This window comes from Ruegeria sp. BI12 (assembly GCF_056537985.1).
The window spans coordinates 211,292-224,850 of record NZ_JBQFSL010000003.1 but is presented as its reverse complement, the minus strand read 5'-3'; the positions used below and the strand labels follow the sequence as shown (position 1 = coordinate 224,850).

Below are 13,559 nucleotides of genomic sequence, written 5' to 3'. Positions count from 1 at the left end.
TCCCTAAATTCCATACCACTCAGCCGTAGCTGTCAATCTCGCTTGGATCCAAATATTGCTGAAATGGTTGTCGTTAAAGAAACGGTCGCAGGAAATCGCAGGTTTTGGTCCGCGCACATAAACCGAAACTAATGGGCGGCGGCATAGTTCGCCCGCGCCGAGGCCCTTAGCGCTTTCGCGACAAGGTTCATCTTTGTGGTGTATGCAACGAAGAAAATCCAACTGGCGCTCATCCTTTCCATCACCATGCTCTCAGTGATGTTTGAGAAGATGAACACCATCCCCAAAATGAAAACGAAGACTATGGGTTCACGGTCCGGGATAAAGCGTAACCCATAAAACATCGAGAAGAAAAAGCGAAACAACCCTAGAAGCAAAAGAGAAATTCCCACAAAACCCACATTAAGAAATGTTTCAAGCAACCCATTGTGGGAATAGTGGGGCAGGAAGCCCAAATTGGCCTTGCTCGAATACATACTCAGATGCGAAGCATTTTCATACCAGTGGGCGGCATATCCGTAACCGACCCAGAACCGATCCATAATATTGGGCCAGACCAATTCCCAAATTGGAATCCGGGCGGACAACGTGGGCTTTCGTCCGATCAGTGAAAACAGAGGCTCTGCAAGTGTCGAGGCTAGTACAAATGCGACCATGCCTACAAAGATCATTGAGAACAGTATGTATCCAATGGCCCAAATTGTCTCCATTCGAGGCATAATCTTACTAACATACAGCGCGGTCACAGCGAACAGGGCGATGATCTGAGATGACCGTGATTCTGAGGCAATCAATAGGAATAGTCCCAAAATTGCCGTCGCAACAAAGACAGTCTTTAGTTTGCCAGTGAATTGTCCCGATGCATAGGAACACGTTAGCAAAGCAAACATCCCCGCAGTTCCCAGGCCGTTCTTATGCAGGAAAATTCCGTTCCATGTATTCCCCCACGGTGGAATGCCTCGTGCTTGTGGCAAGGCTATGATGGCCGCCATAGCCAACAAAATCACGATGCCGTAGAACGTCGCCAAAAACAAAAGCAAGCCCCGTAAGGACATAACGCTGGCCAGCATTAGTCCAAGCGCGGTTGTTACGACCAGTGGAACCGCGCGCTCGAAAGAATGTCTGGGGAAGTCGCTCCAAAGCACTGAAAAAAATGCAAAAACAACTAACAGTGTGATTTCGGGGGATGAAACCGCACCGCGGATCAGGTGCCGAAAATACAATAGGGTGACCGTAAGAACAGGAACTAGCAGAAGAACTCCGATCTTGTTCGCGATGCCTTTCTGCCAGAACACGATTGCCAGAAAGTGCGTGCCAATCACCACCAGAACACACAGGCAAAAAGCGAGCACAAGGTGGTTAAACGATGATCCTGCGTGAGATTGATACGGGAAACTGCGGGTGACAGGTGTCATGGCAAAAACTGGTTGACGAAAGGGACGTGCACAAAAAAGGATCACTCAGCAGAAGAGCGCTGCTGAAGCTACAAAAGCGTACAAAGATGGCAGGCGCTTGTCTACAAGCACCGTTTCGCAGCACGGCCGTAGGCTTAGACATCGCTCTCCTAGACAGTAGTGACCAGTTAATCCCAAATGTAAGATTAAAAACTAGGATGTTATATACTCAGATCACGCATAGGGCATTGCGACGAACAGTCGGCGTTTGTCGTTCACGATTACCGGCCCAACGATTTGTGCCGATTCAATTCTCACGGTTGCCCGGAAATGGGCGATTGTATCTAGCTATGGTTAAAGATTTTTTCTTGTAAGGCGTTCTGAAATGACGTGGTTTTTTGTCCCTCGAGTTCTGTCTGCGGTTTTTGCGATAGCCATTTTGATGGTTATGACGAAAGTTCTGGGCCCGGCAGAGTTTGGACGCTACAACTTAACACTTTTGGTCGGAACGATCCTGTTTTCCTTTTCGTTTTTGTGGCTGGTTATTGCGATCGCCCGGTTTCATCACGCCAAGGAGTTTGAGGGTAGGACAATTGCCACCGTTATGGGGGCATCGGTTGTGCTGGCATTTTTTCTTGTGGTTTTGTCCAGCCTCGTAACGCTGGTCTTGCCCGGAGAATGGGTCGAAAACCTTAAGTTCGCAGCGATATTTTGTATCAGCCACGGGATGCACGAGCTTGGGGCAGCTTGCCTGCGCCAGTATCACGAAGGTCCAAAGTATGCTGCGGTGACTTTGTTGCGACACGCATTAGGGGTCGCGCTGGCGGTTGGCTTTATCCTGAACGGAGGGGGCTACGAAAGTGCCGTGATTGGTATGTCGATTGGGGCTGCTGTGACCGGAGGTTACGCATTGCTCATCGCGTTTCGGCGTTCAGGCATCGTTGTTCCCAAATTAGCCGAATTGAAAACATACCTCTCATTCGGCTTCCCTTTGGCCATTGTGTCCTCCAGCGCGACATTCTTCGCCATGTTTTCTCAGTCGATATTGGCGATTTTGGCGGGGATGGAGTCGGTTGGATACTTCGCCGCTGCACAATCCCTTGCGGCACGGACACTTCGCCTGCCAATGGGAACGCTGTCACGAGTGATTGGCCCGTCGGTCTTTGAGGCCCAAGAAGTTCAGGGGAAAGCCTCCTCAGATGCGGTTCTCTGCCGGTATTTCTCGTTTTTGATGCTGATCTCAATGCCGATCCTGGCCGTGTTGATATTTTCGGCGGACGTTTTTGCCAATCTTCTGTTCGAGCCTGCCTTTGCAGACCAGACCGCCGGGTACATTCGTATCCTGACGCTCTCATCATTTGTGTTTGGATTACAGGGTGCCTACCTTAGTTTCGCGTTTACACGATCAAAGAAGACGGTCCTGCAGCTGATTATCTCGGTGACAACGCTGCTTGGTCATGCGGCGTTATCGTATCTGTTCATATATTGGCTGGGCGCGAAAGGAGCGGCATATGCATTCCTTGTGAGTGCAATACTGAGCTTTCTGGTCTATTTTCAATACGGGCGTCGGATTGACCGTATCAGCATCCCGTTGGCAGAATTTGGCAAAGCTCTTGTGGGCTTAGTTGCATTTGCGCCCTTAGGGTTGTGGGCGAACGCATCGACGGGCTTGATGCAGCAATTTGCGATCTTGGCCCTTGGCCTGACGACAATGTTCGTTGCATTACTGTGTGTTGGCCAGACCGCCGCATTGGCTGTCGTGCGAAAGCTAAAGCGGCACTTGCTGATCGGTGTATTTCCTTCGTCCAAATAGCTCAATCCCAGCGACAGGTTGACACCCTAAAGCAGACTGGGTGTTGCAATTCTGGCATATTATTGCCGAGTGGATTTGGTTTCTTCGTCAGACCTGTCGCAGTCAGGGCGCGTCAATACTATGTAGGCGATCGATGGCAATCGAGTGCGTGTCGCCTTGCTGTTTTCGACCAAAAAGACGTCGCAACGGCAACAACACTGGGGTTGCCTTAAAAAGACCACAAATTGAACTGAGCATCGATAAGTACCGGCTAAATGACAAACACTGAGAGCAAACACTGAACATGGTCATTGTTTACTTACTGTCCGGACCTTTGGTCGCCGCATTGTGTTTTGTGGCGTTCACCCTCAACGGCATGGGGGTCAGCTCAGCTTTGCTTTTTGGTTTTTTGATCGGGATGTGCACACCTCTTCTGATCATGGGACTCAAGATCTTGTGGGGAAGCAAGATGCGCTTGAAACTTGCAGGTAAGCTCCCTTTGAAATCCGGTAGCTAGTCAAAATTGCGGGAACGTGCCGACTTGGTGGTGAATTCACATTTATTGGTCGCCTCGTCCTTGCTGCTTTAGAAGCTAGCAACGCAGGGAACAGCCTGGTGGACCTGTGAACAATTTTTGTGCAATTGCGTATTCGCGGGCTCAGCCTCAGCAACAAAAAAGTTGTTTCACGTTGCCTTTAGTGCGATGCTCGTCGCCAGGGCAATTCCGGTACGGTTTTTTGTGCGAATCGGAGTAATAACTATGGGTGGGTGGCTGTTTAAGACGGTTACAAGTCCAAGTCTATTGAGTGGAAAATAGTTAGGCAGCAGCGTTCTGGCCTCATTTTAGGTCATAGCGTTATTTGGCCGTTCGCGAGTTATTAGTGTGGGGACGTCGCTGTCCTGCGTGTTAGGGGGTTAATATGAGTGATATTCCCGGTTCGTTTAGATTTGAAGAACCTAGAATTTATAATAAAAATCAGACATCTAGCGTAAAGAGTGATGTCAGCCAAAGGTTAAAGGGCTTCTACGCGTTGAAAGGTAAGCGCCTGCTTGATCTTACGCTAGTATTGATCGGCGCTCCTTTTGTTTTGCCGCTCATGCTTGCCATTGGATTTTTGGTTAGGCTTGATGGCGGTCCTGCAATCTACCGCCAGAAACGAATTGGTATCGGTGGGGACGAATTTGATTTCCTGAAATTCCGCTCGATGGTCGTAGACGCGGATGAAATCATGCGGCAACATTTGGCTGAAAATGAATCTGCTGTCGCCGAATGGGAAACAAAGCAGAAGCTGGACAACGATCCCCGTATTACAAAATTTGGCCGTTTTATTAGAGCGACGTCTTTGGATGAGCTGCCTCAGCTTTGGAATGTCTTGATCGGCGACATGAGCCTTGTTGGTCCGCGGCCGATGATGCCGGAGCAGCGGAAACTGTATCCGGGCGGGGACTACACTCTGATGAAGCCAGGAATTACCGGTCCATGGCAGGTGTCCGAACGCAACGATGTCGAGTTTGCTCATCGCGCAATCTTCGACAGTGAATATGTGCGAAAAGTCGGCTTCTGGTTCGACCTTAAGATTTTGTTTCGGACCATTGGTGTGGTGTGCAACGGAACAGGACAGTGAATTCGGAGCCCCTGACTGAGCTTATTTTGGCTTAATGGTTGAGAAGATTAAGTAGCAAAGGTGGTTTGGGATGCTTGAACCGATCCGGTACTTGTCGAAGCTATTCACAGCATACGCACTTGGTTTGTCTTGCCTTATGCTAGCCACAGCGGCGATGGCGGACTTTGACCTTGAACCAGGAGATCAAGTCAGCGTTTCGCTAACAGGGTTGGATGACCTGTCCTTTAACGCCACAATTGACGCTCATGGCGATGTGAACCTGAAATGGCTGGGGCAATTTCGTGCGCAAGGGCTGTCACTGGAGAGACTGGAACTGCTCGTCCAGCAAGATGCCGCAGGTAAAATCGTCAAACAGTATGACCTTAACGGCGACATCTACATAATCCAGCTCGCTGGTGATGAGATTGAGATTGCTCGCAATGGATACCGGCCCATCATAATCGGCGGCGACGTCGCCCGAACCGGCGAAATAGACTACCGACCAGCAATAACCGTGCGCGAGGCTGTCGCGTTGGCCGGTGGGGTCCGCAGCATGTTGCTGGCCGATGATGTGACAATAGACCCCATCCAGTTGCTGCGCTGGCAAACTGCGTATGGTCAGGCTGCCCTTCAACATGCGCAAGCGCTTGTGCAATCTTGGCGCAGTTCGAGTGAGCTCGCACAGGACATGGATCTTGAGCCGCCAGCCCCCGAGTCCGTCACAGTATCGCCTAGTGTTCTGGCCGAATTGATCGCCGAGCAAATCAGGATCCGCAGTATCAACCAGGAAAACGAGGCCGGTGAACGCGAGTTCTTTGAAGATGCGAGACAGCAGGCGGCCGAGAGAGTCAGAATTCTGGAAGAGCAAATAACTGAACTGGCGAAGGCGTTGGACGCTGATGAAGAAGAAGAGGCCCGCGTGGTCAGTTTGGTCGACAAAGGATTAGCACCCGGATCGCGGCTCGCGGATACGCGTCGTACAACAGTGTTGTCCGCGACGCGCCTGCTGGAAGTTGAAGAAGATCTGGCGGGAACCAGTCTCATTTTGACCCGGCTAATCCGCGATGAGGAACAGTTCGAACAAGAACGGACGTTGAGGTTGCTGCAAGAGCGCCGGGTTGCAAGCCTATCCGTACGCGACGCCAAGCATCAATTGGACACAATTTCGAAATACTTGGCAGGTGCGTCAAATGAGATTGGAACGGAAAGCCTCATAACCGATATCGACTATACGGTCACAATTTTTCGAACCGAAAACAGCCAGCTTCAGCAACTTGTCGCGGATAAACTGACGCAATTGCGACCGGGTGACAGTCTGGAGATTTCTGTTCAGGAAATCACCGAAGATGCACCACTTACCGAGTGAGCACAGCGAGATACTGGCTAAATAATGCCCTTAGAACGTGAGATAGTAGATCATCAAATCCAAATTTTATGAGTTCAAAGTTGACGAGTTAAGTTTATGCATTTGTGTACAATTCCTCCTGCGTATTTTGGCCCGGGAGTTCGGCAACCCGGTGCCCCAATTTGTTGGACTGACGTTCGGAAAAACCTGACGGGTATGCGGCGTCATACGGCAGTAGGCGTCTGAAATGGGTTATGAAGCAAACATGAGTGCGACGATCAGGTCTCGGCGCGGACCCGATTTTCTGTGCATCGGGATGCCAAAATGCGGCACATCAACCCTGCAGGTTCTATTTAAGGAACGCACCGAGATCTACGTGTCACCTGTAAAAGAAATCAAATTTTTTGCGCACAATAAAATCGGCTACGATGGGGGTCTAAGGAACTTTCTATTCTCGAAACACTGGGCGGCCCGTCAAGAGCGCCGCGCAGTCGCTCAGATAGCCAAACAAGTTGCGACAGGAAAAGAGGATCTAAAGCGCTTAAACTGGGCTGTCAGTTTTGCTACCGCTCAGCGGGACCTGGACTGGTATCTTAACCTCTTTCCAAAGAACCGAATAAGCGGTGACATCTCGCCTTGTTACCATATGCTTGACGACGACGAGGTTCAGAACCTCAAAAAACATTTACCGAACTTGAAAATAGTGATCCTTCTGCGAAACCCTTTCGAGCAATTGTGGTCGCATTGTCGAATGTCCACTCGGGCCGTCAGAATCGATGATGAGGTCGTATTTTACCGGGAAAAAGTCGAGTATCAGATGAATATTTGCCGGCGCTATGTCGATCTGGTTGAAAGGTGGCAGAACGCCTATGGCCCCGATAATGTGATTGTAGAATACTTGGAAAGCCTGAGTGCGGACCCTGCGGAAGTACTTAGCCGCATTGTCAGCTTCATTGACCCGGCGAAGGGTGCTGTGAAGCGGATCGCCGCAGTCGACGCACCGCCTAGGGTTTTTAAGGGTAAGAAGATGTTTATGCCCGATGAAACTCGTGAAATGCTGCGGGATGCTGCCCTGCAACGGCTGGAAGGCTTCGAGCGCATCAATGAGGAATGGCGCCGACGGTGGCATTCTGAGATCAGGCAACAGTTCGCAAATTAGGGTGCTGATTGGAGAGCGCCGGATCTTGCGCTCACCATATCAAAAAACTTTAGTGAACTGCGCGTCCAGCAATACCATAAAATGCGATTACCCAAGAAATGGATCCCCGTAGAGCTTGACGCGTTTCATGTCTACGCGTGTAGCAACTAAGGCTGAGGGTCGTACACCGGCGTTCTCAAGTTCACGCATGGCTTGAAGGATGGACTTTCGCCGCGTGGAGTTCCATCGAGCAAACAGGATCACCCGATCAGAGAGCTGCGAAAGATAGCCTGATTCCACGGCGCTCAACAGCGGTGGCGTATCCAGAAGGATGGTGTTGTAGGTTCCGGAAAGTGAACGGAGTAGGCTAACAAAAGCTGTAGAACACAGAAAATCCTCGACGGACTTTATTTGACCTTCGTTCTCTTGGGTGCCGATCAAGGGAAGGATGTCCAAGCCATCCTGAGGTGTTCCAACGATATAGTTTTCCAGTGAAAGGGGATGAGTTGTCGCAAGTTTCAGCGACTCTGCAGTCATCTGAGACAGATCGCGATAAGTGGACGTTAGTGTATCACAATCGATGATTAGCGTTCGATATCCTGCTTGCGCACACACCGATCCGATCAGAAGAAGAGTTGAGGTATTTCCCTCATCTGGCAAAGCCGCTGCACCAGAGAAAATAGTACATCCTTCTTCGGCGATCCGCTTTTTATGTTTGTTGTCCGAATTTTTGGCAAATAGATCGGCCGACTGTGGTGCCGCAGTTTCGTCATCGCGTCGCATTGTTCGCAGGCCGATGGCGCTGCTGGCCAAAAGTTTCCGGCCGTAATGCATCAACGTCGGGTCAAGCTTTCCGTTTTTCATAAAGAAAGTTTCGAACGGCGGTTCGTTTTTGACCTCCGGAATGATCGCCGAAAGCTTTACACCCGTTGTATTCTCCAATTCAAACGTGGTTCTCAGGCGCTTTTGCAGCAATTCGCGAACCACGGTAAAACCGAGGCCCAAGAATATAACCGCAAACATAGTCGTGAGAGCGACGGACGACCTCTTGGGGGCAGATGGGTCAACGGACACGCGAGCCCGTTCAATAATATGGGCTCCCGCATCAAGGTAATTCCTTTGCTCGGCTCTGCGACCAAGTTGAGCAACAAAGTCCCTGTAGATTGTCTCTACGACAAGGATCTCATTTTCTATCCTCTTCGTGACCGAATCGTGCTGAACCTGACGCACTTGCTGTTCCTTGAAGGTTTCAATGCTCTTTTCGAGGGTTACCTTCTGGCCGTTGAGAACCTCTAGTTTGGTTTCCAGAGCCTTGACCCCGGTGTCCAGCACTTCGGCCTGTTCCTCCGGTGTGTCCATTGCTTCAGAGGGGAATATCACACCGACTTCGGAAGCATAAGAAATGGCTTCCTGTGTTTTTCCCTCGTTGATCAGGTTTTGAATGGTGCTGAGGTGTCCCGCCTGCTCGACGATCTCTGCGTCAACCAGCTGCGCCCGCTTCTCTGATTTGATGCGTTGCGCTTTGATTGTTGCATATTCCTCAGGCGAAAACGGTGTCTCGATCGAATGCGACTCCAGTTCGGAGCTTAGAACATTAAGATCCTCGCGAATCTGGTTAATCCGTGTCGACAACCATTGCTGTGCCTGATCAAGGTCATCGCGCTTCATTCGCGTAAGAACAGTCAGGTATTCAGAGGCCAGGTAGTTTGCGATACTTGCTGCTTTTTGCGGGGACTTCGAAGTAACGCTAATCCTGTAAACCGCTGATATTTCCCCGATCTGCTCTATCTGTCTGGATTCAAGAAGTTTTTCAACAGTTGCCGCGCGTTGAATTTCACGCAGTTCCTCGGGTTCAAGATCGCCTGCCGCACCATTGCTTCCGCCGATTGCGTTCACAATCACATCCTTCAAGCTGCGGGCCCACGAGATTGGGTTTAGGGAAAACCCACCTTCCGCGCCTGAAAACTCGGGGTCGTCTTGCAATTGCAGACGATCAACAACGCTTTCGATGATGTCGGTGGAGCGCAGCAGTTCAAGCTCACTCTCCAAAGAGGTCAATGACAATGGAAGTCCGGACACTTGCGTCGTGAACTGCGTCTCGGTTTGGACGCGGGTGTCGATCATTACCTTCGCACTCGAGGTGTATTTGGTATCGGAAGTGTAGGTCAGAACATAGGCGGCAAACGCGACTGCAAAGGCTGCCAGAAAAATCCAACCGATCGAGCGTCTGATCGCCCAAGCAATGTTCGAAATCACTCGCAGTTCAGGGTCTCCTGCCGGAGCAACGCCTAAACCGGAAAGCTCTGCGTCCAAAACTTTTCGGTACTGATCAGTCATAACAATAAACAATCTCAAACAACGATAACTGGACAATAAAGGCTTAGGGGCGACGGCAACAGAAAAAACTGTACTTACCAAAAACAATGTATCGGAATCGCTCATATTGAAGCCGAAATCGAAAAGTGCCGGCTTTGATTGCTGACCTTGTCAGCGCATCCAGGATCAATACGGGATCAGAGGCCAATTTTAGTTTCAAAAAAAATGCGGTTTTTGATAGTGTTTCTCAAGTTAGAAGTATTTGTACTATTTGTTTTGAGAGTGAGTAACGATGGAGCGAGTTCTGAAGATGCGCTTGCCACATGTGATTGTAAGTGGGATGCCAGTTGCGCTTGTCAGCGATACCGAACTTAGCTCAGCGATGGTCGAAGATGTCAAACGCCGGCGAAGCGGTGAGGCTCAACGCGCGTTGACTGTTTTCGATGCGAACGCATACGGTATCTCGCTGTACGAAAAGGACCCACAATTTGCCAAGGCAATAAATTCTGCGGACATAGTGCATGCGGATGGTCAGATCGTTGTCTGGGCTTCCAAATTTGCTCGAGGTTCGAAGCCAATACCAGAGCGCACGGCGACAACGGATTTCATCCACACAGCAGCCGGGCCTGCCGTTAAGCATGATATCAGCTACTATCTGTTGGGTGGCACGGAAGAGATCAACCGTTCCTGCGCTGAAAAGCTGATTGAGCTTCATCCCGGCTTGACCATAGCAGGTCGAAGGAACGGTTATTTTGACGAGTCTGAAGTTGACGCGGTTGTCGCGGACATCAATGACAGTAAGGCCGATGTTCTTTGGGTCGGGTTGGGTAAGCCAAAAGAGCAACTCTTTTCACTCGAAATTACGCCTCGTCTGAAGCATTGCGCTTGGATCGTGACTTGCGGCGGTTGCTTTCATTATGTGGTCGGAGACTATGCACGCGCGCCTGTTTGGATGCAAAAAATCGGACTGGAATGGCTTCACCGTACCGCGACTGGCCCCGGTCACATTCGTAAGAGGCATTTTCGCAGGTACCCCCATACGATCAGCGTGGTTCTTAAGAAAGATATTTTGAAGTTAAAGTGAATTGTTGAAAAGGCTCGGGGCTTTTTCCCTTGTCTTGTTAGTGAGTTGAGTTGTTCAGAAGGGAATTCATGTGTCGAAAGTGGATTTCATAGGAATTGGCGCGCAGAAAGCTGCAACCACTTGGTTGCATCATGTTCTCTCAGAGCATCCATTGATTGCGACCAGCGAGCCCAAGGAGCTTAATTTTTTCACGGCGAATTATGACCGTGGGTACACATGGTACGAGAGCTTTTTCCGTGACAGTGCTGAAAATGCGATCAAGGGTGAGTGCTCGCCGACTTATTTCTTTAGTCGTGACGCCGCCGAACGCGCAGCCCAGTATAGCCCGGATCTGAAGCTTATATGCATATTGCGAGACCCAATCGAACGGGCATTTTCGAACCATATGCACGAAATCCGCAAAGGCCATATCCCACCAGAAACAACATTCGAAGCCGCATGGAAACGAAATCCGGCATATTCACTACAAAGCCAATACAAGGCTGATCTAGAGACCTGGCTGGCGAATTTCGATCGCGATGCTCTGCTGGTGTTGTTTTCCGAGGACATCGCTTCGAATCCAAATGCAATATATGAGCAAGTGTGTGGTCATCTGGGTGTTGAACCCAAACGGCACCCGGCGTCACTCACAGAACGGCATCACGAAAACGTAACTTACCTTTACCCAGCGGTTCAAAAAACGCTGCGCTACGGAGGGGATGCGATGCGCTCGCTGGGGATGCAGGATTTGGTGAAAAACCTCAAAAAAGCGCCTGGGCTCAAGCAGGCTCTTTCGATGAACAAGCAACACTTGAAGACGAAGGTAGCACCTCCGACGCCAGAAATGCGGGAGATGCTGGTCGAGCATTTCCGAACAGATGTTGAGTATGTGGCGCAACTTACTGGGCGTGCGGTTCTACCCTGGCCGACCTGGCGCGATATGAGTTTTGTCAATTCTGCAGCGAATGAGTGAATTATGAGCGTATCAAACACTTTGAACATGGCTGGGGATATGCGCTTGAACCAAGTGGTGCGGATGACCCGGCGTTTGCTGGGCGCGCGCTTTCTGGATAGCGAGGATTTTCTGCCGGTTATCTCTCCAGAGAAAGGGGAGAAGCTTGCCGCATTAGCTCGAAAAGCGCGTGGCAGCATTGAGACTCCGATTTTGGTGCTCGGTGTGATGCCGCGATCAGGCACCAATTTCTTGCGCGACCTCATCGCAATGCACCCTGATGTTGGGGCTGATCCGGGTCGTCTATATGAGTTCCCTCTATTGCACGCGGCCGGGGATGCCGCGGCTTTTACTCGGGATTTCTTGCGATACTTCCCAAGAAACGAAGAAGTCTTGGGCCAGTATGACGTGCTGGCCATGCTTGCTGGCAGTTGGTTCAGGGAGCTGCAAGCGCAGGTTGATGGTAAGCACATACTGCTGAAATGCCCCCACGTTCATGACCTGTCACTGGCGCGGTACATCTTTCCCGATGCAAAAATCATCCTGTGCATTCGGGACGGGCGTGATGTCGTAGACTCTTCGCTCAAGACATTTTCTCGGTTTTCACTTACGAGCAAAAACTTCCGCCAATTGGCAGATGAATGGCGCTTGGGGACCGAGGCCATCATGACCTATGCGGAAGGTGGACCGAATTACAATGAGGATATGATAGTTGTTCGTTACGAAGATATCCTTGCTGATACGAATAAATACGTCGAGAAACTTCTGAATCACATCGGTTTGAATGCAGCTGCGTTTCCCTGGGACGAAATCGAAAAGCTACCGGTCCGAGGGTCATCCCGATCCACGGCCTCTGACGATAACCGTTGGCAGCCAGAAACTAAATCTGCGGACTTCAATCCAGTCAAGCGCTGGGCGTCTTGGTCCGATGGAAAAAAAACGCGGTTCGATAGAATAGCGGGGCACGCGCTAGAGTTGGCCAGTTATGAGCGCTGAAGCACGATCTCAGGCGGAACTACACGTTGCGATTTGCATTGCAACCTATCTGCGCCCCGAGGGGTTGCGGGCTTTGATTGAAAGTTTGAACAATCAGCAGTTGGGTGACTGTGACGTGCGCGTCACGTTGGTGATCGCAGACAATGCCCCAGATGCCATGGCCCGTTCGGTTCTAGGAGACATTCAAAATTTGTCTCGTTGGCCAGTGATCTACGTTTTGGAACATGAGCGCGGAATCGTGTCCGCGCGCAACCGAACACTGGCTGAAGCTCCGCGGGATGCAGACTACTTCGCGTTTTTAGATGATGATGAAACCGCCTCTGAAAACTGGTTGGCAGAGTTGTTGGGAACCATGGTTTTACCAAACACAGTTGCGGTTCAGGGAGCTGTCGAGCCGCGTTACGACGAGGCCCCGCCCGCTTGGGTCGAACAACTGAACCTGTTCCGAATGGGTCCCTACGAGCAGGGGGCTGAACTTCCATCAGCTGCCACCAACAATTCAATGGCGGATGCTGCCATCATTCGAAAACAGACCATGAGGTTCGACGCCCGCTTTAACACCACTGGCGGAGAGGATGAGGAGTTTTTTTCGCGACTTCGGATCGAATCGGGCGGGACCATCCGTGCTGCTGCGCAGGCTCTGGTCTGGGACCATATCCCGGCTCACCGGGCGACGATGCATTGGCTCAGGCGCCGTTGGTTTCGCATGGGGCATACACTGGCGCGTATAGCTCAAATCCGTCGCAAGGGAATCCCGATACGTGTGTTAAAAGGTTTTGCGGCGATAGGCTGGGGACTTGTGATGTGCGTTTTCCTTGGTTTCGGGTCAAAGGCAAGATGCTGTAAAGGAGCGCTCGAAATTTATCGTGGGGCCGGGATGCTGGCGGCCTTTTTGCAGATCCGTTTCGACGAATACAATACGGCTGCCGTCCGCTTGGACCGAGCAGGAGGGGGCTGAG

Annotated in this window: 11 protein-coding genes; 9 read left to right on the top strand and 2 right to left on the bottom strand. The window is 50.8% G+C overall.

Annotated elements, in window-relative coordinates:
• Positions 1–128 precede the first annotated feature (128 nt).
• Entirely contained in the window at positions 129–1,415 is a 1,287-nt protein-coding gene (locus tag ACR0AK_RS20035) for an O-antigen ligase family protein (RefSeq protein ID WP_480794703.1), read from the bottom strand.
• Between the two features lie 364 nt (positions 1,416–1,779).
• Here ACR0AK_RS20035 and ACR0AK_RS20030 point away from each other — a divergent pair, with 364 nt between their 5' ends.
• From ACR0AK_RS20030 to ACR0AK_RS20010, 5 genes are all read left to right on the top strand, one after another.
• Positions 1,780–3,207 carry an oligosaccharide flippase family protein gene (locus tag ACR0AK_RS20030; RefSeq protein WP_480794702.1) on the top strand — a complete coding sequence of 476 codons (1,428 nt, stop codon included), beginning with the start codon at positions 1,780–1,782 and terminating at the stop codon, positions 3,205–3,207.
• A 283-nt stretch (positions 3,208–3,490) separates the two neighbouring features.
• Positions 3,491–3,703 carry a hypothetical protein gene (locus ACR0AK_RS20025; protein ID WP_480794701.1) on the top strand — a complete coding sequence of 71 codons (213 nt, stop codon included), beginning with the start codon at positions 3,491–3,493 and terminating at the stop codon, positions 3,701–3,703.
• A gap of 403 nt (positions 3,704–4,106) precedes the next feature.
• A complete protein-coding gene (locus ACR0AK_RS20020; protein WP_170561765.1) occupies positions 4,107–4,811 on the top strand; it encodes a sugar transferase in 705 nt (234 codons plus the stop codon).
• A gap of 70 nt (positions 4,812–4,881) precedes the next feature.
• Entirely contained in the window at positions 4,882–6,156 is a 1,275-nt protein-coding gene (locus tag ACR0AK_RS20015) for a polysaccharide biosynthesis/export family protein (RefSeq protein ID WP_170561768.1), read from the top strand.
• Between the two features lie 226 nt (positions 6,157–6,382).
• Entirely contained in the window at positions 6,383–7,294 is a 912-nt protein-coding gene (locus ACR0AK_RS20010) for a sulfotransferase (RefSeq protein WP_480794700.1), read from the top strand.
• An 87-nt stretch (positions 7,295–7,381) separates the two neighbouring features.
• Here ACR0AK_RS20010 and ACR0AK_RS20005 read toward each other — a convergent pair whose 3' ends face one another.
• Complete coding sequence (locus ACR0AK_RS20005) at positions 7,382–9,715, bottom strand: exopolysaccharide transport family protein (RefSeq protein ID WP_480794699.1); 2,334 nt, start codon at positions 9,713–9,715, stop codon at positions 7,382–7,384.
• 166 nt (positions 9,716–9,881) lie between these two features.
• On the opposite strand from ACR0AK_RS20005, the gene ACR0AK_RS20000 reads away from it, so the two are divergent.
• The 4 genes from ACR0AK_RS20000 to ACR0AK_RS19985 all read left to right on the top strand — a co-directional run bounded on the left by ACR0AK_RS20000 (position 9,882) and on the right by ACR0AK_RS19985 (position 13,558).
• The gene (locus ACR0AK_RS20000) at positions 9,882–10,673 is read left to right on the top strand and encodes a WecB/TagA/CpsF family glycosyltransferase (protein WP_480794698.1); all 792 of its coding nucleotides are present in this window, start codon (positions 9,882–9,884) and stop codon (positions 10,671–10,673) included.
• Positions 10,674–10,743: 70 nt separating this feature from the next.
• Entirely contained in the window at positions 10,744–11,625 is an 882-nt protein-coding gene (locus ACR0AK_RS19995) for a sulfotransferase family protein (RefSeq protein WP_480794697.1), read from the top strand.
• Positions 11,626–11,628: 3 nt separating this feature from the next.
• Positions 11,629–12,600: a sulfotransferase family protein gene (locus ACR0AK_RS19990; protein ID WP_170561783.1), complete on the top strand. Its 972-nt coding sequence runs from the start codon at positions 11,629–11,631 to the stop codon at positions 12,598–12,600.
• The gene (locus tag ACR0AK_RS19985) at positions 12,590–13,558 is read left to right on the top strand and encodes a glycosyltransferase family 2 protein (protein WP_480794696.1); all 969 of its coding nucleotides are present in this window, start codon (positions 12,590–12,592) and stop codon (positions 13,556–13,558) included. Before ACR0AK_RS19990 ends, ACR0AK_RS19985 begins: the two co-directional genes overlap by 11 nt.
• The last annotated feature ends 1 nt before the right edge of the window (position 13,559 follow it).

Coding starts and splice junctions, on each gene's coding strand:
- ACR0AK_RS20035 (WP_480794703.1), bottom strand. CDS start 1,415: ATGACACCTGTCACCCGCAGTTTCCCGTATCAATCTCACGCAGGATCA.
- ACR0AK_RS20030 (WP_480794702.1), top strand. CDS start 1,780: ATGACGTGGTTTTTTGTCCCTCGAGTTCTGTCTGCGGTTTTTGCGATA.
- ACR0AK_RS20025 (WP_480794701.1), top strand. CDS start 3,491: ATGGTCATTGTTTACTTACTGTCCGGACCTTTGGTCGCCGCATTGTGT.
- ACR0AK_RS20020 (WP_170561765.1), top strand. CDS start 4,107: ATGAGTGATATTCCCGGTTCGTTTAGATTTGAAGAACCTAGAATTTAT.
- ACR0AK_RS20015 (WP_170561768.1), top strand. CDS start 4,882: ATGCTTGAACCGATCCGGTACTTGTCGAAGCTATTCACAGCATACGCA.
- ACR0AK_RS20010 (WP_480794700.1), top strand. CDS start 6,383: ATGGGTTATGAAGCAAACATGAGTGCGACGATCAGGTCTCGGCGCGGA.
- ACR0AK_RS20005 (WP_480794699.1), bottom strand. CDS start 9,715: ATGAGCGATTCCGATACATTGTTTTTGGTAAGTACAGTTTTTTCTGTT.
- ACR0AK_RS20000 (WP_480794698.1), top strand. CDS start 9,882: ATGGAGCGAGTTCTGAAGATGCGCTTGCCACATGTGATTGTAAGTGGG.
- ACR0AK_RS19990 (WP_170561783.1), top strand. CDS start 11,629: ATGAGCGTATCAAACACTTTGAACATGGCTGGGGATATGCGCTTGAAC.
- ACR0AK_RS19985 (WP_480794696.1), top strand. CDS start 12,590: ATGAGCGCTGAAGCACGATCTCAGGCGGAACTACACGTTGCGATTTGC.